The organism is Methylocaldum sp. GT1TLB (assembly GCF_051027445.1).
Classification (GTDB): Bacteria; Pseudomonadota; Gammaproteobacteria; order Methylococcales; family Methylococcaceae; genus Methylocaldum.
Window position 1 is genome coordinate 3,979,172 of the sequence record NZ_CP194898.1, and the last position, 23,776, is coordinate 4,002,947.

Sequence of the window (23,776 nt, forward strand, 5' to 3'; positions counted from 1 at the left end):
GCGGCTCGATTTTTGGGGAGGCTTGATTCGCTCAGCCGAATTGCGGTAAAAGCAATCGAATAAGAGGATTATGCATGCTCGGAACCCTTGGAATGGACACCGTTTCGGGTAGAATTTATGGTTTCGAGTATGGTTCGCCAGCTCATAAACACGACAGGATGACCAGCATGGAGAAGGATGACCAAATTGCCGCAGGAAGATCGGCCGCTGCGGGCAAGGGCTTCAGCGACCACCTCCGGGTGTTTCGTAAGAACAATCCTACCCCGCCCGCCCGCGATTCATTCAGCGCTTCGCGGCGCTTATCCAACAATAGCGCTGCTGCCATAGTCCCGAAGTCTAGTTTTCGCCAGCAAAACACGGACAGCGTTTCGGTGCCCACAGTCGTCCGGAGGGGCGGACGGCACAAGCGGCATGCCCGTCTGCTCATCGTCGAGGGCAGCGCCGAGATGCGCAGTTATTTCCAGCGATTTTTGGGCGATCGCTACGAGGTCCTGGTCGTAACCAACGGCACGGCAGCGCTTGATGCCGTTCTGAGTGATCCTCCCGACCTGGTGTTGGCCGACCTCAGGACCCTGCAGCGTGACGGTCCCGTGCTTTTGCACGCCTTGAAGGGCAACGCCAAGATTCACCACATCCCGGTGATTCTGACCGCGGCGCGCTCGGAGGAAAAAACCTGTAGCGAAGAATTGAACGCCGGCGTGGACGATTATCTGATCAAGCCCCTCTCCGCGCGCCAGCTACTGGCCTGTGTAGCGACCCATATCGAGCTCAGAAACGTGCGCCGGGAGGCCGCTCAGGCGCTATCGGAAAGCGAGGCGAAATACAAGACGCTGCTCGATTCTCTCGATGACGGCGTATTCGTGGCTCACGACGGCCGTTTCGTCTTCGCGAATCCCGCGTTGTCGGCCTTGCTGGGTTATACGGGCGAGGACTGTATCGGCTTGTCGTTTCGATCGGTGATCGCGTCCGAAGATTTCGAATCGTGGAGCGAACTATTCATACAGAGCGGCTCCGAGGGACTTGAGTCTCCCTGGCGTCGCGAGGCGGCGTTCCTGCACCGGGACGGACGACGCATCTGCGTCGAACTTTGCGCGCGCCGCATACATTTCAATCGGCGTCCGGCAATACTGGGTATCGTGCGCGATATAACCGAACGCATGCAGGCCGAAGAAGCTCTTCGCGAGAGCGAAGAGCGTTTCCGCCGGGTGGTCGAACAGGCGCCGATCCCGATTTTCGTCCACGCCATGGACGGCCAGATCCTCGAAATCAGTTGTGCGGTCACCGAATTGACGGGGTGGACCCATGAGGACATTCCCGATGCGCGAGCCTGGTTTCTGAAGGGGCGACGGATTCCCGAGGAAGCGGTGGACAGCATTCTGGCGGAAACACAGCGGCGGTTTACCGAAGGCTCGATTGCGGAGCCCGAGGAGATTACGGTGTGGACCAAGAACGGCGAGCCGCGGCGCTGGCTGTTTTATGGGTCGGCTCCCATGCGTTTGCCCGATCGAAGGCCATTCCTTGCCTCCATGGCAATCGACGTGACCGATCACCGAAAGGCGGAACAGGCCTTGCGCGAGGCCGACCGCTTGAAGGACGAGTTCGTCGCCATGCTGGCCCATGAACTACGGAATCCGCTGGCGCCGATCCGGAATGCCGTGCAGGTGTTGCGCCAATTGGGGCTGACCGACCCCGAGCTGAAATGGACGCGTGAAGTGATCGGCCGGCAGGTGGTCCAGATGAGCCGTTTGCTCGACGATCTGCTGGATATTTCCCGCATTACCCGCGGTACCATCGTGTTGAAAAAGACGGCGGTCGAAATCTCGGCCGTAATCGATCGGGCGGTCGAAACCAGCCTGCCGTTGATCAAGTCCCGCCGGCACAAGCTGACCGTTGATTTGCCGCAGGAGCCGGTGCAAGTCGAAGGCGATCTGACGCGGCTTGTTCAGGTGATCGCCAATCTACTGAATAACGCGGCCAAGTACACGGATGCCGGCGGGTGTATCGATCTGATCGTCGAAAGCTCTGCGGACGAAGTGTTGGTACGGGTGCGCGACAATGGCATGGGAATTCCCGTCGAACTTTTGCCGAATATATTCGAGTTGTTTACCCAGGGCAGCCGTTCGCTCGATCGTTCCCAGGGTGGGCTTGGGCTCGGGCTGGCACTGGTGCGGCGGCTGATAGAAATGCACGGGGGGAGAGTGTTAGCACAAAGCGCGGGGTCCGGCAGCGGTGCCGAGTTCATTGTGCATTTGCCGCGGATGGCGGCTGCGCCGACTCATGAAGGTTCGGGGTCGGCAGGCGGCGAATCCGCATCGAGTTTGGCTGGCGTTCGGGTTCTGGTGGTCGACGATAACGTCGATTCCGCGGAAAGCATGGCATTGCTGCTTAGCCTGGACGGACACGACGTGCGTACCGCCTTCGATGGCCCTGGCGCTCTCGCGGTCGCCGCGGAGTTCCAGCCGGAGGCAGTGCTGCTCGATATCGGATTGCCGGGAATGGACGGTTATGAAGTCGCGAAGCAAATGCGAGGGTTACCGGGATTGCAAAAGGCGCTGATGATCGCCGTTACGGGCTACGGCCAGGCGGACGATCGCGCCCGTTCGAAGGCCGCGGGTTTCGATCATCACTTGGTGAAACCGGTCGACCCTGAAATTTTGAGCGCGTTGCTGGCGACGCTGAGGCCCGACTGAGGCTCGGCGGACGGCTGCTTGTTTTTCGATAATGTGACGGTCTCGTGACAAGATACTTACGAGTTTGCGCGTATTTTCGGAGAGGGGGTATAGGCGTTTAAATGTAGTTTCTTGGATTCGCTTATTTGGCTGCTTACCGGTCCGTTCATGAACGTTAGTGGGACAGTTCCGAAAAGGGGTTATTCCGGAAATGTATGCCAAAAAGCGGAGCTCGGCGATCATGATTTTCGTTGGCAATCGATTCGGTCCAGCCGGTCGTTTCGATTGCGAAACCCACCTCTGGTGGGGCGTTATCCTGAGAAAGCGGGTTCTCTTCGCTATGGGCGAGAGGGCCCGTTTTTTTGTGGATCACAGTCGGTTCCTGCCGATTTGTGTCAACAACCTAGCTGCTCTGTGACGCATAGCCGCGGGCGCGACTCTCCTCGCTCTCGGCCGAGAAAGGATTGAGCGATGATGTCGATAGCCTTCGGAGCTTGAGTGGCAAGCCACGGTGCCGTCATGGTGGGTAGTCACCCTCCTGCCGGACACGAGGCGTCCAGAGTTGCCAAGGGAAAGTGGCTGTTATCCGGTTTGGCGGCGTAACGGAAACGTTGCGGTTCGCTTTACAAATCGGGTGGCGTTTAGGGAAAAAAGTGTTGGAGGCACTATGTTTAAGCTAAAGACATTCATCCCGCCAGCTGCCGTGCTGTCGCTGGGATTGGCGTGGGCGCCTGCCCATGCACAGACGTGGACGAGCGATATCATCGACTTCACGCTGGTGGAGGGTGATCTAGGCGCACTTGGAGACCCGGAAGTCGTTCGGGACGACACCGGCGTCAGTCTTAACTTCAATCCTGGCCCGTTGACATTCGACGCGCTATCTGTCGGTGCTGGTCAGGCCGACAACGGCAACGGCAATGGCAATGGCAATGGTATTGGTCAGGTCGATACCGAAATTGCCGGATTCACAATCAGAGCCACGGTTAAACCGGTTATACCTGATCAGACGATTACCGACGTGAGCTGGAGTCAGAATGGCGTTTATCAAGTAACCGGAGACGGCTCCTGGGTATCGGCTTTCTCATCTCTGCGGATTGTAGATCCGGAAACCCATCAATCCATCGGCGATACACAGGCCGAGACATTCTCCGCGTTCGGAGCTGACGACGGCACCAACGGAGGCCCTTGGGACTTGACTGCCAGTAACTCTGTGGCCGCTGACACTGTCGAAATCGAGCTGACGATAAAAGACATTCTTGCGGCTTATGCGCCTGCGGACGGCTTTGCCTGGATCGAGAAAGACTTCGGCAGCTTGAGGATTGACGTAAGTCCAGGCGGCGCTGTCGCGCCGATTCCGGTGCCAGCCTCGGTCTGGCTGCTGGGGTCTGCTCTGTCCGGCCTGATCATGATCGGTCGACGTCATTTGGGAACCGCTTCGGCGTAACCCAAAGTGATTCGCCCACTTACCGCGCTGCCGCCATATCGCGGCGGACGCCCTTCCTTGGCGGCAGCGCACTTCGCCGGAATCCACCGGCTTTCGAATCGGTCATGCCGTGGCTTTTCGAAAGTGAACTTCGTCTTTGTGCGAAATCACGTACGAATTCATCCGTATTCTCGGTGAAAGTTAACCACGGTTTAATAGCAACCACTCGAGAGCAACCGTCGTCGGAGGTGAAAACCACGACACGGCATCGAGCCGGAGACAGGAGTTTCCGCTAGGAAGTTAGGATGTGGCGAAAGGAGTGAGGATGTCGCCAGGGACAGGGTGGTCCCGACGGGATTGGATGTTCCGTCCGACGTGAGTGATTCGGAACCTTCTGAACGGAGTCGGAATGTTCCGAATCTGATTGGAATGGCGGTCATGGAACGGTGATATCCGCCCTAGTGGAAAGGAGTCGATCGATGGGATGCGAGTTGAAATAGGGATGTTTCTTTTTTTTCGCCTGTCGAGGAGTGATTGCGAACGACGAAGGCGGGAGAAGCCCAGGTTCGCGAATGAGACGACGGCACCGATTGAGACGTGTTGATGTAAGTGATTTTCGCGGAGGTGACTTATAAGGACGCAAGGCGGATCTTCGTGCCGGGCATAGGCGCAAGGAAATGTTCCGGACCGAAGAAAACATCAGCGATGTCAGCCGATAGCAAGCGTTCGAGAGTTTTCCTCCGACCGTAAGTGGTAAGCGGGCCGTAAGCCGGACCGCTGTAAGACTTCCCCAGAAGGCAGAACACCCCCATCCCCCCCCAAGCACTTTGTTCTGCCTTCTTTTTTTGCCTTAGCACAATCGAAAATGTCGTTCGGGTCGTAACTGTCGTTCGTCCGATTGTTTCCCTATCGCCCATATCCGCATGTGATCGGATACCGCCGATCCCGGCCGAAGGCGCGGCGCGTGATCTTGACGCCGGGCGGGGCCTGGCGACGCTTGTATTCGTTGCTGTCCACCATCTTCGCCACCCGCTTGACTTCGTGCTCGGGAAATCCGGCGGCGATGATTTCGTCCACCGATTTGTCGTGCTCCACGTACATTTCGAGGATCGGATCCAAAATCGAATAGGGCGGCAGCGAGTCCTCGTCCCTTTGGTCGGGCTTGAGTTCGGCGGAGGGCGGACGCTCGATTACCCGTTGCGGAATGACCGGCGAGAGGCTGTTGCGGTATTCCGCCAAGCGGTACACCAAAAGCTTGGGGACATCCTTCAACGGCGCGAATCCGCCGGCCATATCGCCGTACAGCGTGGCGTAGCCCACGCTCATTTCGCTTTTGTTGCCGGTCGTGAGGAGGATTTTCCTTTTCTTGTTGGAAAACGCCATGAGAATGACGCCCCGGCAACGCGCCTGGATGTTTTCCTCGGTAGTGTCGGGCGGCAAGCCGGCAAAGCTCTCCTCGAGCATGCCGAGGAAGGCATCGAAGGCCGGTTCGATGGGAATGATGTGATAGCGGCAGCCCAGGGCCTCGGCTTCCAAGCGGGCATCCTCGATGCTCATCGCCGCGGTGTAACGCGACGGCATCAAAACGCTTTCGACTTTATCGCCTCCCAAAGCGTCCGTGGCGAGAGCCAAGGTCAAGGCCGAGTCGATGCCGCCGGACAATCCGAGCACCGCGCCTTGGAAACGGTTTTTGCCGACATAATCGCGGATGCCGGTAACGAGAGCCTTGTAGATGCTTTCGATCTCGGTCAACGGTTCGGTAACGCCGTCGGCAATCGGCTCCACCGCGTCTCCGCAGGCAAAGTCGACGGGTAACAGCGCTTCCTCAAACTCCGGCGCGCGGAAGATCACGGTTCCTTCCCGGTTCATCACGAATGACGCGCCGTCGAAGACCAGTTCGTCCTGCCCGCCGATCAAGTTGACATAAACCAGAGGGACATCGGTCACTGCGATGCGCTCGCGGGCGACTGCCTCTCGTTCCTTGATTTTATTGGCGTGATAGGGCGAAGCATTGATGTTCAGGATCAGCTTGGCGCCGGCTTGCGCGGCTTGCTCCACCGCACCGGGCAACCAAAGATCCTCGCAAATGGTAATCCCCACCGGCACACCCTGTAAGTCGAACACGCAGGGTTCGGATCCGGGCAGAAAATAACGTTTCTCGTCGAACACACCGTAATTGGGCAGGGCATGCTTGCGGTAGATCGCGTGAATCTTGCCGTCCCGCAGCACGGCGGCGCTGTTGTAAGGCATCCCGGTTCGGTTCTCCGGAAAACCCACGATGACGTCGATGCCGTGCACTTGCCCCGCTATTTCGTCGAGGATGCGCTCGGCCTGCGCCATGAAATCGCGGCGCAGGATCAGGTCTTCGGGCGGATAGCCCGCCAGGGCCAGTTCGGGGAAAACCACGGCATGAGCGCGAAGCCGGTCGCGGGCCTCGCTGGCGGTGTGCAGTACGCGGCTTGCATTGCCTCTAAGGTCGCCGACCAGAAAGTCGAGTTGGGCGATAGCGATACGAAGGTTCACGATTGTAGCGATTCAAATGTCTAAGGTAGTGCGGCTATTTTCGCCTGAAATCGCGGCGGGAACGAGCAAAAACGATGTCCGTGGCCTGTGACGGTGAAATATAGGATCTGTGAATTTAAATGCCACACTCGTGTCCGATCGAGTATTGCTGCGCCCGTTCGAGAGGCATATTCTTCAATCTGTAATCTAAGCCGAATGGCCCGATGATTCGCCGTCGATTTCAAGCGTGGGAAGAAATACTTCGCATCAGGTTTGCGGGCGACATATCCAAGCAGGGAGATTCCGTCATGACTCAACCACCCAACCTATACCACGGAGATCGCCAAGATCGTCTGATCCGTGAGCATGAGCACGACACCTATAAAATACGGCAAAAATTGCCGGAACCTACGGTTTGTCCGGAATGCCGAGCGGTTTATCACGACGGCCGGTGGCAATGGTCGGACGCGCCTGCTGGCGCGAACGAGTCGCTTTGTCCCGCCTGTCATCGTATCCACGATAAATGTCCGGCCGGATTTCTGACTTTGGCGGGCGAGTTTTTGGCTCAACACAAAGATGAGATTCTGCATCTCATCCGTAATGTGGAGGAAAGGGAGAAGGCCGAACACCCGCTGAAACGCATCATGGCCGTCGAGGAACAGAACGGCGGCATGCTGGTGACATTCACCAATCCCCAACTCGCCAGGGCGGCCGGGCAAGCCGTCCAGCACGCCTACAAGGGCGATCTCGATTTTTCCTATCAGGAGGAGGAGTATCTCCTTCGGGTGAATTGGTCACGTTGAGGTCCCCGCGATCCGCGATTGTCGGTGTGGCGAAGTATCGCCGACCGGCGGTTTCCGGGCTGCCTCATGGAGGCGCAAGGGGTACGGGCTTTTACGTCATGCTTTTCCGCCGAATCTGTGGATAACTACAGTTCTGGATCGGATTGAGGAGCGAGAGCATGCAACTGCCGTTACAAATTTCTTTTCGAAATATGGAGCCATCCGAGGCGATGGAAAAAGCCGTTCACGACCGCGCCGAGAAACTGGATCAGTTTTTCGAGCATATCATGTCCTGCCGGGTGATGGTCGAAGCACTTCATCGCCACCACCGGCAAGGCAATACCTACCATGTCAGAATCGATATCACCGTGCCGGGCGATGAACTGGTGGTCAGCCGCGATCCCGGCAAAGATCATGCGCACGAGGATGCTTACGTGGCGATCCGCGATGCCTTCGACGCCGCCCGCCGGCAATTGGAGGATTACGCCCGGCGCGTTCGGCAGGACATCAAGGCCCACGAGGTTATGCCGCATGGAAGCATTGCCCAAATCAACCCGGAGGGCGATTATGGGATGATCGAGACACCGGACGGGCGCCTGATTTATTTCCATCGGAACAGCGTGGTGCAAGGCGATTTCGACAAATTGGGCATCGGCGATACCGTCCGTTTCGTTGAAGAAATGGGCGAGCAGGGGCCTCAGGCGAGTTCGGTGGCCGTGGAGGGAAAACACCATGTTGTGGGTTAGGAAAGATTCGTCTGTTTCATCGAACAGCGCCCGCGCAATTCGGAGTTAAGGAGGGCGATATGCCGACCAATCCGCATGCTGATCGAATCAAGGCCATATTGGCCGACCTGGAACATGACACCCGGGTCAATCTGCACGACTATCCAATCCGTGTCGATGTCGAGGACGGTGCCATAGTCTTGGAGGGTATGGTCGGCGACATCGCGGCAAAACGGATTGCGCACGCCGCTGCGTATCGCCATGCGGACAATTCACCGGTCGTGGATCGATTGCGTGTCGCCGTGCCTCCCTCCGAGAGGGAGGGCGGGTTGCGCGACGAGATCATTAACCTATTGCAGCAGGAGCCGGTTTTCCGGGAATGCGGCCTCTATGTGCGCGAAAGCGACCGGCTCGACACGATTCGTGTCGGTCGCAGCGAGTGGCCCGATCGCAGCGAAGGCGATTGGGGCGAGCAGCGCATCGAGATCGAGGTGCAGGATGGAACCGTCACGTTGTCGGGCACCGTGCTCAGCCTGTCTCATCGCCGCTTCGCAGAGGTGCTCGCGTGGTGGGCGGCCGGCTGCGAATCGGTCGTCAACTTGCTGCACGTCGTCCCTCCCGAGCAGGAAACCGACGGCGAGCTGGCAGATGCCGTGCTCATGGTGCTCGAAAAAGACCCTCTGGTTCATCAGCCGCAGATCCATATCACGGCCGAGCAGGGAACGGTAACGCTGGAAGGATATCTCGCCAGCGATGAAGAGAGGCGCCTGGCGGTGCTCGACGCGTGGTACGTCCCCGGCGTGCACGATGTGGTAGACCGCATTCAAGTCGCGGGGTGATTAAAGTCGTAAGTCGGCAATCCCTTGCCGACAAGCGTGCTGTTAACGTCGGGAAAGGATTCCCGACCTACTGAGTGACGCAGTGCGAAACGACTCTCCTCACGGCGCGGAATAACGCCGATTGGGGAGCAGTTGTCCGCCGCCCAGCCGAAATCCGTTATTCAAAGCTTGCCAAGTAAAATCCTGAGCCTCCGACGCAGCGGACTCGATGTCCCGGCCTCGGGCTAGCAAGGCGGCGACGGCGGATGCCAGGGTGCAGCCCGAGCCGTGATAGCTTCCCGGCAAGCGCGGCCAACGGTAAGTTGTCTTGCCGGAGCTGCGGTAAAGGCGATTGATGACTTCGTCATCCCCTTCATGGGTCCCCGTCAGCAAGACATTCGGGCAACCGAGTGCGAGGAGCGCGCGGGCGCAATCGTCCAGATCCTCCATTCCCGTCAATTTTCTGGCCTCGGGCGAATTCGGCGTCAGCACCGTCGCTCGTGGAATCAGCGTCTCTATTAGCGCTTCGATCAGCGCCTCGTTTGCCAGGTTTGTTCCGCCTCCCGCCGCCAGAATCGGGTCCAAAACGACCGGAATGCTGCCAGCGATCTTGAGTAGCTCGTCTACTGCATAAACGATGTCGACGCTTCCCAGAAGACCGATTTTGACGGCGTCGACGGGCAGATCCAGAAGCACCGTGCGCGCTTGCTCCAGAAGTTCCCCGGACCTTTGCGGCAAGATCTTGCGGACGTTATGCGTGTCTTGAACGGTTAAAGCAGTCACCACCGAACAGGGATAACAGCCGAATCGGGAAACGGTCTCGATATCGGCCTGAATGCCGGCGCCGCCGGTGGGGTCGTGTCCCGACAAGCACAAGACAACGGGGAGCTGGGGTTTCATGGATGGCGTAAAGTTAGATCGCGATGCAGGCGCAGTTTCCCACGGCTGGCCGCATTCGGCTAGCCTGTCAGGCCCAAAGCGCCGTTGACAGTCTAAAAGCGCATCGGTACTTTAAGTTGTTTGGCCACGCGCCTACGCATTCCGCTTAAAAAAATACCCCCTACGCAAAGAGTCCTGGATGGAAGAATTTCAACGTATCAAGCGCCTGCCCCCCTACGTTTTCAATATCGTTAACGAACTCAAGGCCAAGGAGCGCGCCCAGGGTGTCGATATCATCGACTTCGGCATGGGTAATCCCGACCGGCCCACGCCACAGCATATCGTCGACAAACTGGTAGAGGTGGCGCAGAAAGGAACCGCCCACCGGTATTCCGTTTCCAAAGGCATTCCCCGTCTTCGCAAAGCCATCTGCGGATGGTATCGGCGCCGTTTCGGCGTGGATCTCGATCCCGACTCCCAGGCGATCGTCACCATCGGTTCTAAAGAGGGCCTGGCCCATCTGATGTTCGCCACCCTGGGGCCGGGCGATGCAGTGCTGGTGCCGAATCCGGCTTATCCCATCCATCCTTACGGCTGCGTTTTGGCGGGGGCTGATGTGCGCCACGTGCCGCTGGTGCCGGGCGTGGATTTCTTCGATGAATTGGAAAAAGCCATCAAGACCTCGTGGCCCAAGCCCAAGATGCTGATTCTGAACTTCCCCGGCAATCCGACCACCCAATGCGTGGAACTGGAGTTCTTCGAAAAGGTCGTCGAACTGGCTCGGGAATACAAAATCTGGGTCGTGCACGACATCGCCTACGCGGACCTGGTGTTCGACGGATATGCCGCGCCTTCCATCCTGCAGGTGCCCGGAGCCACCGACATCGCCGTCGAGTTCTTCACGCTCTCCAAGAGCTACAACATGCCCGGCTGGCGGGTGGGCTTCATGTGCGGCAACCGCGAACTGGTCGCGGCTTTGGGGCGCATCAAGTCCTATCTCGACTACGGCACGTTCACGCCGATCCAGGTGGCCGCGATCGCCGCCCTGGAGGGTCCTCAGGACTGCGTCGCCGAGATCCGGGAAACCTACCGCGTACGCCGCGACGTGTTGTGCGCAGGCCTGGACAACATCGGCTGGACGGTCCAAAAGCCCAAAGGCACCATGTTCGTTTGGGTGCCCATTCCGGAGCAGTACCGGCATCTGGGTTCCCTCGAGTTCGCCAAGAAACTGCTGCTGGAAGCCCAGGTGGCGGTGTCTCCCGGCGTCGGTTTCGGCGAGTACGGGGACGATCATGTCCGTTTCAGCCTGATCGAGAACGAACACCGCACCCGCCAGGCGATCCGAGGAATACGACATATGATGCGCAAGGATAACTCGGTATAATTTCGGCATTTTTGTTGCTACACAGGAGAGCGTCTTGAAACCCGTAAATATCGGTTTGCTCGGTTTGGGCACGGTCGGGGGCGGCACGGTCAAGGTCCTCAAGCGGAACGCCGGCGAAATTACGCGCCGAGCCGGCCGGGAAATCCACATTAGCGTCGTGGCGGCTCGAGACCTCAACCGTTCCCGGATTTGCGACACTGCCGGCATCCGATTGACCACGGACCCGTACGAAGTCGTTACCGATCCCGAGGTGGACATCGTCGTGGAACTGATCGGCGGTCTCGACCCGGCGAAAGATCTGGTAATGCGGGCGCTGGACGCCGGCAAGCACGTGGTCACCGCCAACAAGATGCTCATCGCCCTCCACGGCAACGAGATCTTCGCCAAGGCCAGCGAAAAAGGGCTGATGGTGGCTTTCGAAGCGGCCGTGGCCGGCGGCATTCCCATCATCAAGGCGGTGCGGGAAGGGCTTTCGGGCAACAAGGTGGAGTGGCTGGCCGGGATCATCAACGGCACCTGCAATTTCATCCTGACCGAGATGCGCGAAAAGGGGCGGGATTTTCAGGATGTGCTTAAGGAAGCCCAAGCGCTGGGCTATGCCGAGTCCGATCCGACCTTCGACGTGGAAGGCATCGATGCCGCTCACAAGCTGACGATCCTGGCCTCCATCGCCTTCGGCATTCCTCTCCAGTTCGAGAAGGTCTGGACCGAAGGCATCAGCAGCATCACGGCCCTCGATGTGGCCTATGCGGAAGCCTTGGGATATCGCATCAAACTGCTCGGTATCGCCCGTCGCGCCGAAAAAGGCATCGAGCTGCGGGTGCATCCCACCTTGATTCCCGAGCGGCGCTTGATCGCCAACGTCAACGGCGTCATGAACGCCGTTCTGGTCAAGGGTGACGCCGTGGGCCCGACCCTGTTCTACGGCGCGGGCGCCGGGGCCGAGCCCACGGCCTCGTCGGTCGTGGCGGACATCATCGACGTGGTGCGCACATTGACCTCCGATCCCGAGAACCGGGTGCCGCATCTGGCCTTTCAGCCCGAGGCGATTTCCGACATTCCCATTTTGCCGATCGAGGATATCGAAACGGCCTACTATCTCCGCCTCAGCGCCGAGGACAAGCCGGGCGTTCTGGCCGACGTGACGCGCATTCTGGCCAATCACAATATCAGCATTGAGGCCGTTATCCAGAAGGAACCGCCGGAAGGCGAACGCCATCTGCCCGTCATCATGCTGACGCAGAAAGTCCAGGAGCGGAAGCTGAACGACGCCGTCCGGGAGATCGAAGCGCTGTCCGCCATCAGCGGACCGGTGAAGCGGATTCGGTTGGAAACACTGGGGTAACATTCCAATTCGAGGTATTACCCAATGGCACTCCGATATAAACGCAACCCGACCCAATGGGAAATTCGAGAGGCATATCTCCTCGGACGGAAACACAAGATGTTTGAGATTTTCGAGAAGCCACATGAAGGTAATCCATGTCCGCACGATGAAAGAGGATGGGCGTATTTGTACGGGTGGGATGATTATGGGCAGCGTTGGGATGAGCGACGCGGTGGCAAACCGCCAGCTAATTTTGATTTAGATGCCGAGAAGCAGCATTTTTACGGGCCACCAAATAACGTTCAGTCATCTTTGACTAAAGAATTGAAGGAACTGTTTCTTTCCGAAATCTCGTAGGAGGGGGTGGTGCAGCATATGTCAGCCTAATTTAGGCGAGGGAAACTGAACATTGCGGAAGATACTCTTGCTCGCCTCAGATCGACGAACTATGAACTTCGTGATGCTTCTCTATCTATGACAGGCGATATCGCAACGGCGCCAGAGGAAAATGATATGTCAGCGACAAACGATTTAATCAAGCAGGCATTGGCTCTGCCCCCCGGCGAACGAATCGAGTTGATCGAACAAGTCTTAAATAGTCTTGACCAGCCGGATGAGGCCATCGATAAATTGTGGGCCGAAGAGGCAGAAAGGCGTCTGGAAGACTATCGCTCCGGAAAAATGGAATCCGTCTCGATGGAAGATGTGATGGCGAAGTATTCCGTTAAATGAATGTCCGGTTTCTCGCTCCGGCACAGAAGGAATTGGACGAAGCCGTGGAATACTATGAATCGCAACTGCCCGGCTTAGGTATTCAGTTTTTGTCGGAAATTCGCGAAGCCGTCGAGAATGTCAAACGGTTTCCTCATGCTTGGCACCGCTTTAGCGAAAACACCCGGCGTTATCGGACGAAGCGTTTTCCCTACGGCATGATTTATCAGCTCTTGGACCACGAAATCCTGATTGTGGCTATCGCCCACCTGCATCGCGAGCCCGGTTACTGGTGCGATCGAGCAAAATAATCAAGTTTTTAAACAAATCGCTTAGAGACTCATCATGGCATATTCGACCCGCTATACCGGCCTCATCGAAAAATACCGCGACCGCCTGCCGGTAACCCCGGACACCCGGCCCATTAGCCTGTGCGAGGGCAACACGCCGCTGATCCAGTTGGTCAACATCCCGACGCTGATCGGCAAGGATATGGATATTTACGTCAAGTTCGAAGGCTTGAATCCTACCGGCTCGTTCAAGGACCGCGGCATGACCATGGCCGTGACCCAGGCCGTGCATGAGGGCAGCCGGGCCATCATCTGCGCCTCCACCGGCAACACCTCGGCCGCCGCCGCCGCGTATGCCGCGCGTGCCGGCATCACCGCTTTCGTGCTGATCCCGGACGGCAAGATCGCCATGGGCAAGCTGGCCCAGGCCATGATCTACGGCGCCAAGGTGATCCAGATCAACGGCAATTTCGATGCCGGAATGCAGTTGGTCAAGGAGATCGCGGACCATGCGCCGGTGACCATCGTGAACTCGATCAATCCGTATCGCATCGAAGGGCAGAAAACGGCTGCTTTCGAAATCGTCGATACTCTCGGCCGCGCTCCGGATTATCACTGCCTGCCGGTCGGCAACGCCGGCAATATCACGGCTTATTGGAAGGGCTACAGCGAATACGCTCTCGGCACCGAAACCCACGCGCCGGTCACCGACAAACGGCCGATCATGTGCGGCTATCAGGCCGCGGGCGCCGCGCCCTTCGTCAGCGGCGAGTTCGTGGATCATCCCGAAACCGTTGCTACCGCCATTCGCATCGGTCATCCGCAGTCGTGGGACGGCGCCTGGCGAGCGCAGAAGGAATCGGGCGGATGGTTCGCGCCTTTTACCGACGAGGAAATCCTGGCGGCACAGAAACTTCTGGCCGAACGGGAAGGCATCTTCTGCGAACCGGCCTCGGCCACCTCCCTGGCCGGAGCCCTGCACGACATCAAGTCCGGCCGCATTCCCGAGGGCAGCACCATCGTCTGCACCCTCACCGGCAACGGCCTCAAGGACCCCGACACGGCCATCTCCCAGTGCACGGCCAAACCGGTGACGGTGGACGCGACCCTGGATTCGGTGAAGCGGGCGATTTTGGAGGCGATGTAAGTCGCTGCTAGTGGAGCGGCCTCAAGCCACCATCTTCATTGGCTGGAGTTGGACATCGATCTGCATCCGGATTCCATTCGCCATCCAGAGCGGTTTCCTCTGATCTCAAAGCGTGGTCCTGCGGAGTGATCGTCAAGGCATACTTGTAAGTTAAGTATCACCTGCGGCCGCGTGCGTCACACGAGAACGAGAAGTCTTGTTTTGCGCTGGCGTGTTGCCGGTATGCTAAGTCTTGACGTCTACAATTAGCGGCTAAATCGGTTTACTCGATTGTCGCTCAAAAGGAGGGAAGATCATGTCCTCCTCCAGTGTTTCTCAAACGATATGAACGAAACTTACGACGCCTCATCCATTGAAGTTCTTTCGGGACTAGACCCGGTGCGCAAGCGGCCGGGCATGTACACCGATACCGCGCGCCCGAATCACCTGGTCCAGGAAGTGGTCGACAACAGCGTCGACGAAGCCTTGGCGGGTTATGCGAAATCCATCGAAGTGCGGCTGCTGGCTGACGGCGGGGTGGAGGTCCGGGATGACGGCCGCGGCATGCCGGTGGATATTCACCCGGAACTCGGCGTATCCGGGGTGGAGGTGATCCTGACCAAGCTGCACGCGGGCGGAAAGTTTTCGAACAAGAATTACCGCTTCTCCGGGGGACTGCACGGGGTCGGCGTTTCGGTCGTGAATGCATTGTCCGACCGGCTCGAAGTCGAAGTGCGCCGGGGCGGGAAAATCTATGCGATGAGTTTCGCCCAAGGTGAAAAAACCTCCGAGCTGCGCGAAATCGGAACTACCGCCAAGCGCGATTCCGGCAGCACGGTCCGGTTCTGGCCCGAAGCCCGCTATTTCGATACGCCGCGCATCGCCGTTCCGCGCCTGAAAGCCTTGCTTCGCGCCAAGGCGGTGCTGTGTCCGGGGCTCAAAATCACTCTCAAGGACGAACAGGCCAACGAAGAGGAAGTATGGCACTACGAGAACGGACTTCCACAGTATCTGCTGGACCGCATCGGATCGAACGAGTGCGTTCCGGAAGAACCCTTCGTCGGCAATCTCGAAGGCCATCAGGAGGCCGCCGACTGGGCGGTGCTCTGGACGCCCGAAGCAGGCGAGCCGGTCACGGAGAGCTACGTTAATCTGGTGCCGACGCCCCAAGGAGGCACCCACGTCAACGGGCTGCGTACCGGACTGACCGAGGCGGTGCGGGAATTCTGCGAATTCCGTAATCTTCTGCCGCGCGGCATCAAGATCGCGCCGGAAGACGTCTGGGAGCGCTGCCATTACGTGCTTTCGGTCAAGATGCAGGAGCCTCAGTTTTCCGGCCAGACTAAGGAACGGCTCAGTTCCCGCGAATGCGCGGCGTTCGTGTCCGGGGTGGTTAAGGATGCGTTCAGTTTGTGGCTCAACCAGCATCCTGCCATCGGCGAGCGCATTGCCGAACTGGTGATCGAGAGCGCCCAAAAGCGGCTCAAGGCCAGCCGCCAAGTGACCCGCAAGAAAATCACGGCGGGGCCTGCTCTTCCTGGAAAACTCGCCGATTGCAGTTCCCAGGACATGCAGCTGACCGAGTTGTTCCTGGTGGAGGGCGATTCCGCCGGCGGTTCCGCGAAACAGGCGCGGGACAAGGAATACCAGGCGGTGATGCCCTTGCGCGGCAAGATTCTCAATACCTGGGAAGTGGATTCCGGCGGCGTGCTCGCGTCTCAGGAGGTGCACGACATCAGCGTGGCGATCGGCGTAGAGCCGGGTTCCGCCGATCTGAGCGGTCTGCGTTACGGCAAGATCTGCGTGCTGGCGGACGCCGATTCCGACGGCAACCACATCGCAACCTTGCTGTGCGCGCTGTTCGTCCGTCATTTCCGACCTTTAGTTTCGGCTGGCCACGTCTTCGTCGCCATGCCGCCCTTGTACCGGATCGACGTGGGCAAGAACGTTTATTACGCCCTGGACGAAGCGGAAAAAAAGGGCGTGCTCGACCGGATCGAGGCGGAAAAGATCAGGGGCAAGATTAACGTCCAGCGCTTCAAAGGCTTGGGCGAGATGAATCCGTCGCAGCTCCGCGAAACCACGATGAATCCCGACACCCGGCGGCTGGTTCAGCTGACCCTGGAAGAGCAGCAAGCGACCGACGAGCGCCTGGATATGCTCCTGGCCAAGAAGCGCGCCGCCGATCGCAAGGTTTGGCTCGAGGAAAAGGGCAATCTGGCGGAAGTCTGAGCCTATTTTCGAACAGTCAGGGTTTGATGATCCGCCGCGCGTTAATTCCTGCCGACACTCATCGGTTTACTGTCCGAGCTCCTGTAAGAGGCTGACCAGATCCTCGGCATGTTCCTCTTCTTTGGCCAGGACGCCTTCCATAAGATTGCGGGTGGTGGGATCGTTATTCCCGAGATACTCGATGATCTCTCGGTAGCTGTCGATCGCGATACGCTCGGCTATCAGATCCTCCTTGATCATATCGATCAGCGACTCGCCCTCCACGTATTCGGAATGGCTTTTCGATTGCAATCCTTCCGGCGCCAAATCGGGCTCTCCGCCCAACTGCACGATGCGTTGGGCAATGCTGTCCGCGTGCATCTGTTCCTCGTTGGCGTGCTCCAGGAACTCTTGGGCGACGCTTTGCGCATTGATGCCGGTCGCCATGAAATAGTGGCGCTTGTAACGGAGCACGCATACGATTTCCGTGGCCAGTGCTTCGTTGAGCAGTCGGATCACAACCTCTCGGTCGGCCTTGTATCCCGGAGTCACCGCGCCCTGCTCGATGTGCTGCCTTGCGCGTTCTCTTAACGTTTTGACGTCGGTCAAAAACGGTCGATCTCCCATAGCCGAATCTCCTTACTGGTGATGGACATCTTGCTGTCGACGCTTGGCAGGTCTTGACCCGCTATTCGTTAAGACAGCTGATCCTGCAAAAAAGTCGAGCCAGTATCGAAGAGATGACGCCGGAATTGAGGGATCATCCTGCAAAAAGCCGAGAACTTCGGGTAACCGGCGCCAAGCTGCCGAGTCGTTGCCGGTATCCGGCCTTCAAGCCTCCAAGTGCTTGTACCTAAGCATTTTTTCACTATAATGTTTCCCTTCTTTTTGGGGCAGTCTTGCGACTGCCTTTTTATTTTGGGGAAGACGAGTGATGACCAGTCAGGTAATGCCGACTTATGCCCGGTTGCCGATAACGTTCGACCGGGGCGAGGGTGCATGGCTTTGGGACACGGAGGGCAAGCGCTATCTGGACGCCATTTCAGGGGTGGCAGTATGCAGCCTGGGTCATGCCCATCCAGCCGTTTCCCGTGCGATCTGCGAACAGGCGGGCAAATTGCTGCACACTTCGAACATTTACCGCATCGAGCTGCAAGAAGAGCTCGCCGGCGAACTGTGCCGCCTGAGCGGACTGGATAACGCCTTTTTCTGCAATTCCGGCGCCGAGGCGAACGAAGCGGCCATCAAGATCGCCCGCCGTTACGGGCATCATCGCGGCATCGATCGGCCCGCCGTGATCGTCATGGAGGGCAGCTTTCACGGCCGCACGCTCGCGACCTTGAGCGCCACCGGCAATCCCAAGGTGCAGGAGGGTTTCGAACCCCTGGTCGAAGGCTTCGTGCGAGTGCCGTACGGCAGCGTCGCGGCTGTCGAGGCCGTGGCCAACCCCAATGTCGTGGCGGTCCTGGTGGAACCGGTGCAGGGCGAGGGCGGCGTACGCGTTCCGGCTGACGATTTCCTGCCCGGCCTTCGCCGCATCTGCGATCAGCGCGGTTGGCTCTTGATGCTGGACGAGGTCCAGACCGGTATCGGCCGGACCGGCAAATGGTTCGCCTTCCAGCACCACGGCATCATGCCCGATGTCATGACCCTGGCCAAAGCCTTGGGCAACGGCGTACCGATCGGTGCCTGCCTCGCCAGAGGAATTGCGGCGGACATGTTGACCGCCGGCAAGCACGCGTCCACCTTCGGCGGCAATCCCCTGGCATGTAGCGCCGCACTGGCCGTATTGCGGACGATCTCCGAAAACCGCTTGGTGGAGCGTGCGGGAGAACTCGGCGAGCGTTTGTTGATCGGGATTCGCGACAAGCTGGCCGGCAATCCTCGTGTCGTGGATATCCGCGGGAAAGGGCTGATGATCGGCATCGAGCTCGATACCCCTTGCATCGATCTGGTCGCTCAGGCGCTGAGCCGCGGGTTTTTGATCAATGTTACGGCGGACCGAACGATACGCTTGTTGCCGCCGTTCGTTTTGAACGACGATGAAGAGAAGCTGTTAATCGAAGGGATCTCTGCTCTGGTCGCCGACTACACGGCCCATGGGGTCGGAGAACGCGTATGAAACCACGTCATTTGATTACTCTTTTGGATTTGAGCAGCGAGGAGTTCCGCGCGCTCATCCGACGGGCCATCGAGCTCAAGCACATGAAGAGCCCATACGAGCCGCTGAGAAACAAAGTGCTCGGGATGATGTTCGAGAAGTCCTCCACCCGCACCCGATTGTCGTTCGAGGTCGGCATGGTGCAGTTCGGCGGTGCCGCGATCTTTCTGTCGCCGCGGGATACCCAGTTGGGACGGGGCGAACCCATCGAAGACTCCGCCCGCGTCGTTTCGCGCATGGTCGATGGGGTCATGCTGCGTACCCATGCCCACGAAACGGTGGAAACTTTCGCGGCCTATTCGCGGGTGCCGGTCATCAACGGTCTCACGGATAGATTCCATCCGTGTCAGCTGCTCGCCGACATGCAGACCTATTTCGAGCACCGCGGCGACATTGCCGGCAAGACGGTGGCCTGGATCGGCGACGGCAACAATATGTGCCAGACCTATATTCACGCGGCAGGATTGCTCGATTTCAAGCTCCGGATTGCTTGCCCCGCAGGTTACGAGCCGGAATCGGCATTGATCGAATGGGCCGGCGATCGCGTGGAACTGCTGAGCGATCCGTCGGACGCAGCGCGCGGAGCGGATTTGGTGGTGACGGATGTTTGGGCAAGCATGGGGCAGGAATCCGAACAGGCGCAGCGCAGGAATGCCTTCCAAGGCTACCAAGTCGATTCGACTCTGATGGAACTGGCGGCTTCGGAGGCGCTATTCATGCATTGTCTCCCGGCCCATCGCGGCGAGGAGGTCAGCGCCGAAGTGCTGGAAGGCCCGCAAAGCGTGGTCTGGGACGAGGCCGAGAACCGCTTGCATTCGCAAAAGGCGTTGCTGGAATTGCTGCTGGTAAAAAACTGACTTTTTATCCGGGACGCGGCGGCCGACACTGCGCCGCCGCCCGCGTTCAACGGAGGAGATGCCGCACCGCTTCGCGTTCGGCCAACAGCTCGGCTTCGGTTATCTTGAGTTTCTCCCGGCTGAACTCGCCGGTTTCCAAATTTTGTACGATCCGGTACTGTGCGTCCTCGATTTCGACCGGGTAGGAAAACATGAGGCCCGGTGCGATACCGTAACTGCCGTCGCTGAGGATAGTCATACTGGTCCAGTCCCCAGTCGGCGTGCCGAACAGCCAATTCCGCATATGGTCTAGCGCTGCGTTGGCGGCGGAAGCGGCACTCGATTTTCCGCGTGTTTGAATCACCACCGCGCCACGGTTCTGTACGGTCGGAATGAACTCCTTTTCGTACCAATCCCATTCGACCCTGTCGAGCGCCGGCTTTCCCTGAACCAGTGCATGATGCAAGTCCGGGTACTGCGTGGTCGAATGATTGCCCCAGATGATCACTTTCCGAATATCGCTCACCGAGCAACCGCAATGCAGGGCTAACTGGCTTACCGCCCGATTGTGGTCGAGCCGGGTCATGGCGGAAAAATTTTCCGGCGGAAGGTCGGGGGCGTTGTGCTGGGTGATCAAGGCATTGGTGTTGGCGGGATTGCCGACCACCAGCGTTTTGACGCTGCGTTTGGCGGCGGCATTGAGCGCCCGGCCCTGGATGGCGAAGATGTCCGCATTCACCCTCAAGAGATCCTTGCGCTCCATGCCGGGCCCCCGCGGTTTCGCGCCGATCAAGAAGGCGAGATCGGCATTTTCGAACGCCACATAAGGATCATCGGATACGATCACATCGTGGAGTAAGGGCGCGGCGCAATCGATGAGTTCCATCCTTACGCCGTCCAATCCGACGATGGCCTCCGGAATCTCGAGCAAATGCAATACGATGGGTTGATCGTCGCCCAGCAAGTCCCCTGCAATCAGCCGAAACAGCAATGCATAACTAATTTGCCCCGCCGCTCCCGTAACGGCGATATGCGCAGGCGTTTTCATGTGAATACCCTTTTTATAGTTGAGCATCGAGCCGCGGCACGAAGGCCGATAAGCATCTCCCTGCTTGAAAACCTCTCAGACATTAGACAGGGATGCGGCGCGATTCGCCATTCCATTCTATCCATCGGCACTGCTCCGAATACCATTACGAGTCGGCAAACATTTTTCCTATCGTGTGCTGGATTTGTGGACGCGGCTACGGTCCCTGCAACGCCGAACGGATTGCTCATCCTAACGGAGGAAAGTACCGCCTGGCGCAAAAGCTCGCGTGACGGAACTTTCAGCCGACCGTGAAGCCTTTTTCGGTGATTGCCTGCTTAACCGAGGCCAGGTCGGTTCTTGTTTCGTCGTAATCGATTTCGACCGTGCTGGCCGTGTGGGAAGCCTTGGCTGATGAAACGCCGACACAGGATTTAACGGCGTCCTGGACCTGATTTTCGCAGCCGCCGCACTTCATGCCCGTTACCTTCAAGACAATTTTAGCCATTGGTCATACTCAATCTGTGAAATCTGTGATTTTCGACACGGACTCGCGGGCCAGCCGCGATTGTGATCTCGCCAGTGCGACATCGTCTGAACTAAAAGCCGGTGGATTGCGCCGAAGTTCAAACAGGGCAATGCCGCTTCTGAAGCAGGCTTTGAACTTGATGCCATGTCCGGACGCCCAAGAATTATAAGTCTTGGCGTTGGAGCGAACCAGACATTCAATACCGGCTCGAACGGCATTTGAAGCAATAGTCCGTTTGACAGCCGATGTCCGATCGCCCGATGATTCGATATCGCTAGACATTATTTATTTGTGACTCCGAACAGCCAAAAAATTCCGCGTAGTTTTTAAGGCCGTTAATAATCGCCGACTTTGTCTCGGACGCCCGTCTGATATCGCAGGACCGGATTACAGCATGAAAACACAACACGCCGCGCTCCTTACCGATCTTTATCAGCTTACCATGCTGCAGGCCTATCATCGGGAGGGCATGTCCGGCACCGCGACCTTCGAACTGTTCGTACGGAAGGTTCCGCCGAACCGAAATTTTCTGATTGCCGCCGGGCTGGAACAGCTTGTCGAATTCCTGGAAGACTTCGAGTTTTCCGACGAGGAGTGCGAGTGGCTCGGTACTTTGGATTACTTTACGCCCGAGTTTATCGACCATTTGTCCAAGCTTCGCTTCACCGGGGATGTTTATGCCATCCCGGAAGGAACGGTCTTTTTTCAGAACGAGCCGATCGTTCGGGTAACGGCGCCGATTGCCGAGGCCCAGATCATCGAGACCCGTTTGATCAATATCGTTCAGCTCCAGACCATGATCGCTTCGAAAGCGGCTAGATCGGCGCTCGCCGCGCCGGGAAAGCTTTTGGTGGATTTCGGACTGCGCCGCGCCCACGGCGCCGAGGCCGGTCTGATGGCCGCCCGCGCCGCTTATCTGGCCGGTTTCGACGGCACGTCGAATGTTCTGGCCGGAAAATTATTCGACATTCCGGTTTACGGCACCATGGCCCATTCCTACATCATGGCGCATGACGACGAGGTCGAAGCATTCGAGCGGTTTGCGGAAAGCCTGCCGGGCAACGTGCTGCTTCTGATCGATACCTACGACACGCTGGAAGCCGCCCGAAAAGTGGTTGCTTTGGCTCCCAGGCTGGCCGAAAGAAACATCCCCATAAAAGGGGTGCGTTTAGACAGCGGCGATATGGCGGAACTGGCTAAGGGGGTACGGTCGATTCTGGATGAGGGCGGGCTCACGGAGTGCAGCATTTTCGCCAGCGGCGATCTGGACGAGCACGAACTCCTGAGGATGCTCGGGGCGGGCGCTCCTATCGATGGATTCGGAGTCGGAACGCGTTTGACGACGTCCCAAGATATGCCGTACTTGAACTGCGCTTACAAGTTGCAGGAATATGCGGGGCGTCCCAGACGCAAGCGATCGAAAGGCAAGGAGAATTGGCCTGGGCGCAAGCAGGTGTACCGCCGTTACGACGATGAAGGCCACATGCTGCACGATGTGATGGCCGAGGAAAGCGAGTCTCAGATCGAAGGCGAACCGCTGCTTCGCCAGGTAATGGCCAAAGGCAAGCGCGTCGGTGCACAGGAGACGCTCGCTGTCATGCGGGAGCGGCTACGGGGACAATTGCAGCAATTGCCGCCCGCCCTGAAAGCCATCGAAGATGGCGCGGCGTACACCGTTCTGATTTCCGATGGTCTGCAGCGTTTGGTGGAACGGATGGATAGCGCGGGTCTTTGAACGGGGTTGTTCGGTTTGCGTCAGCCAGGCTCACCGGCCCAATGGCCCACGGTTAATCTCGCGCCTCGGGACGGCGAATTGTATTTCGTCGAAGATTTCGTTTCTCGCCCGGAAGCGGATGCGCTTCATATCCTTTTGCGGCGGGATTTGGCTTGGCAGGAAGAAGACATCACGGTTTTCGGCAGGCGGGTGAGGGTACCGCGGTTGGTGTGCTGGTACGGGGACGCGGGCGCGGCTTACCGCTACTCCGGCGTGAGCCATGAACCGCTGCCTTGGAACGAAACCTTGTCGATGCTGAAGGACCGCGTTGAAAGGTTTTGCGGGCGGCGGTTCAACAGCGTGCTCGGCAATCTCTATCGAGACGGCCGGGACTCGATGGGCTGGCATGCCGACAAGGAGAAAGAGCTCGGATCGAACCCGTTCATCGCCTCTTTGAGTTTTGGCGCCGAACGGCTGTTCAGGCTTCGCCACAACAAGACCGGAGAAACCTTGGAAATCGTCTTGACCCACGGCAGTCTGCTGCTCATGGGCGGGCGTTTGCAGCATGGGTGGCGACATTCCGTGCCGAAAGCGCGGGAGCCTAAGACCGAACGCATTAATTTGACTTTCAGAACCATTTTTTCCTGAGTTGAGGAGTTCGA

The 23,776-nt window shown here is 58.3% G+C and carries 22 protein-coding genes; 16 read left to right on the top strand and 6 right to left on the bottom strand.

Features of this window, described 5'->3' with window-relative positions:
- Positions 1-167 precede the first annotated feature (167 nt).
- Together ACR2R1_RS17490 and ACR2R1_RS17495 are read left to right on the top strand one after the other, a co-directional pair.
- Positions 168-2,690: a hybrid sensor histidine kinase/response regulator gene (locus tag ACR2R1_RS17490; RefSeq protein ID WP_434111191.1), complete on the top strand. Its 2,523-nt coding sequence runs from the start codon at positions 168-170 to the stop codon at positions 2,688-2,690.
- Between the two features lie 646 nt (positions 2,691-3,336).
- A complete protein-coding gene (locus tag ACR2R1_RS17495; protein WP_434111193.1) occupies positions 3,337-4,113 on the top strand; it encodes a VPLPA-CTERM sorting domain-containing protein in 777 nt (258 codons plus the stop codon).
- A gap of 885 nt (positions 4,114-4,998) precedes the next feature.
- On the opposite strand, the gene ACR2R1_RS17500 is transcribed toward ACR2R1_RS17495, so the two are convergent.
- Entirely contained in the window at positions 4,999-6,615 is a 1,617-nt protein-coding gene (locus tag ACR2R1_RS17500; protein WP_434111195.1) for an NAD+ synthase, read from the bottom strand.
- Between the two features lie 287 nt (positions 6,616-6,902).
- Between ACR2R1_RS17500 and ACR2R1_RS17505 the strand changes: the two genes are divergently transcribed.
- From ACR2R1_RS17505 to ACR2R1_RS17515, 3 genes are all read left to right on the top strand, one after another.
- The gene (locus ACR2R1_RS17505) at positions 6,903-7,397 is read left to right on the top strand and encodes a BCAM0308 family protein (RefSeq protein ID WP_077728644.1); all 495 of its coding nucleotides are present in this window, start codon (positions 6,903-6,905) and stop codon (positions 7,395-7,397) included.
- 158 nt (positions 7,398-7,555) lie between these two features.
- Entirely contained in the window at positions 7,556-8,122 is a 567-nt protein-coding gene (locus ACR2R1_RS17510; protein ID WP_077728645.1) for an HPF/RaiA family ribosome-associated protein, read from the top strand.
- Between the two features lie 59 nt (positions 8,123-8,181).
- Entirely contained in the window at positions 8,182-8,940 is a 759-nt protein-coding gene (locus ACR2R1_RS17515; RefSeq protein WP_077728646.1) for a BON domain-containing protein, read from the top strand.
- 99 nt (positions 8,941-9,039) lie between these two features.
- Here the strand turns inward: ACR2R1_RS17515 and thiD are convergent, their stop codons facing one another.
- Positions 9,040-9,819 carry a bifunctional hydroxymethylpyrimidine kinase/phosphomethylpyrimidine kinase gene (thiD, locus tag ACR2R1_RS17520; RefSeq protein ID WP_434111198.1) on the bottom strand — a complete coding sequence of 260 codons (780 nt, stop codon included), beginning with the start codon at positions 9,817-9,819 and terminating at the stop codon, positions 9,040-9,042.
- A gap of 178 nt (positions 9,820-9,997) precedes the next feature.
- Here thiD and alaC point away from each other — a divergent pair, with 178 nt between their 5' ends.
- The 7 genes from alaC to parE all read left to right on the top strand — a co-directional run bounded on the left by alaC (position 9,998) and on the right by parE (position 16,868).
- A complete protein-coding gene (alaC, locus tag ACR2R1_RS17525; RefSeq protein ID WP_077728648.1) occupies positions 9,998-11,182 on the top strand; it encodes an alanine transaminase in 1,185 nt (394 codons plus the stop codon).
- 34 nt (positions 11,183-11,216) lie between these two features.
- Positions 11,217-12,527, top strand: a complete 1,311-nt coding sequence (locus tag ACR2R1_RS17530; RefSeq protein WP_077728649.1) for a homoserine dehydrogenase — start codon at positions 11,217-11,219, stop codon at positions 12,525-12,527.
- 99 nt (positions 12,528-12,626) lie between these two features.
- Complete coding sequence (locus ACR2R1_RS17535) at positions 12,627-12,866, top strand: hypothetical protein (RefSeq protein ID WP_139841054.1); 240 nt, start codon at positions 12,627-12,629, stop codon at positions 12,864-12,866.
- 117 nt (positions 12,867-12,983) lie between these two features.
- Positions 12,984-13,241, top strand: a complete 258-nt coding sequence (locus ACR2R1_RS17540) for an addiction module protein (protein ID WP_240506925.1) — start codon at positions 12,984-12,986, stop codon at positions 13,239-13,241.
- Complete coding sequence (locus ACR2R1_RS17545; protein ID WP_086134001.1) at positions 13,238-13,531, top strand: type II toxin-antitoxin system RelE/ParE family toxin; 294 nt, start codon at positions 13,238-13,240, stop codon at positions 13,529-13,531. Before ACR2R1_RS17540 ends, ACR2R1_RS17545 begins: the two co-directional genes overlap by 4 nt.
- A 34-nt stretch (positions 13,532-13,565) precedes the next feature.
- Positions 13,566-14,657 (top strand): threonine synthase, encoded by a 1,092-nt coding sequence (thrC, locus tag ACR2R1_RS17550; protein WP_434111201.1) that lies wholly within the window; start codon positions 13,566-13,568, stop codon positions 14,655-14,657.
- A gap of 324 nt (positions 14,658-14,981) precedes the next feature.
- Positions 14,982-16,868, top strand: a complete 1,887-nt coding sequence (gene parE, locus ACR2R1_RS17555) for a DNA topoisomerase IV subunit B (RefSeq protein WP_086134003.1) — start codon at positions 14,982-14,984, stop codon at positions 16,866-16,868.
- A gap of 66 nt (positions 16,869-16,934) precedes the next feature.
- Here parE and ACR2R1_RS17560 read toward each other — a convergent pair whose 3' ends face one another.
- Positions 16,935-17,474 carry a ferritin-like domain-containing protein gene (locus ACR2R1_RS17560; protein ID WP_077728656.1) on the bottom strand — a complete coding sequence of 180 codons (540 nt, stop codon included), beginning with the start codon at positions 17,472-17,474 and terminating at the stop codon, positions 16,935-16,937.
- A 307-nt stretch (positions 17,475-17,781) separates the two neighbouring features.
- Between ACR2R1_RS17560 and ACR2R1_RS17565 the strand changes: the two genes are divergently transcribed.
- The gene (locus tag ACR2R1_RS17565) at positions 17,782-18,969 is read left to right on the top strand and encodes an acetylornithine transaminase (protein WP_434111205.1); all 1,188 of its coding nucleotides are present in this window, start codon (positions 17,782-17,784) and stop codon (positions 18,967-18,969) included.
- On the top strand, positions 18,966-19,865 hold the full coding sequence (argF, locus tag ACR2R1_RS17570) for an ornithine carbamoyltransferase (RefSeq protein WP_077728658.1): 900 nt from the start codon (positions 18,966-18,968) through the stop codon (positions 19,863-19,865). The genes ACR2R1_RS17565 and argF overlap by 4 nt, the downstream gene beginning before the upstream one ends.
- A gap of 46 nt (positions 19,866-19,911) precedes the next feature.
- Here the strand turns inward: argF and ACR2R1_RS17575 are convergent, their stop codons facing one another.
- The 3 genes from ACR2R1_RS17575 to ACR2R1_RS17585 all read right to left on the bottom strand — a co-directional run bounded on the left by ACR2R1_RS17575 (position 19,912) and on the right by ACR2R1_RS17585 (position 21,682).
- Positions 19,912-20,892 carry a malate dehydrogenase gene (locus ACR2R1_RS17575; RefSeq protein ID WP_347257286.1) on the bottom strand — a complete coding sequence of 327 codons (981 nt, stop codon included), beginning with the start codon at positions 20,890-20,892 and terminating at the stop codon, positions 19,912-19,914.
- A gap of 280 nt (positions 20,893-21,172) precedes the next feature.
- Complete coding sequence (locus ACR2R1_RS17580) at positions 21,173-21,379, bottom strand: heavy-metal-associated domain-containing protein (protein WP_077728659.1); 207 nt, start codon at positions 21,377-21,379, stop codon at positions 21,173-21,175.
- A gap of 9 nt (positions 21,380-21,388) precedes the next feature.
- Positions 21,389-21,682 carry a hypothetical protein gene (locus ACR2R1_RS17585; protein WP_143735059.1) on the bottom strand — a complete coding sequence of 98 codons (294 nt, stop codon included), beginning with the start codon at positions 21,680-21,682 and terminating at the stop codon, positions 21,389-21,391.
- 112 nt (positions 21,683-21,794) lie between these two features.
- Here ACR2R1_RS17585 and ACR2R1_RS17590 point away from each other — a divergent pair, with 112 nt between their 5' ends.
- Positions 21,795-23,135, top strand: coding sequence for a nicotinate phosphoribosyltransferase (locus ACR2R1_RS17590; RefSeq protein ID WP_434111208.1), 1,341 nt, complete (start codon positions 21,795-21,797; stop codon positions 23,133-23,135).
- Between the two features lie 15 nt (positions 23,136-23,150).
- Positions 23,151-23,762 carry an alpha-ketoglutarate-dependent dioxygenase AlkB gene (locus ACR2R1_RS17595; RefSeq protein WP_077728744.1) on the top strand — a complete coding sequence of 204 codons (612 nt, stop codon included), beginning with the start codon at positions 23,151-23,153 and terminating at the stop codon, positions 23,760-23,762.
- The last annotated feature ends 14 nt before the right edge of the window (positions 23,763-23,776 follow it).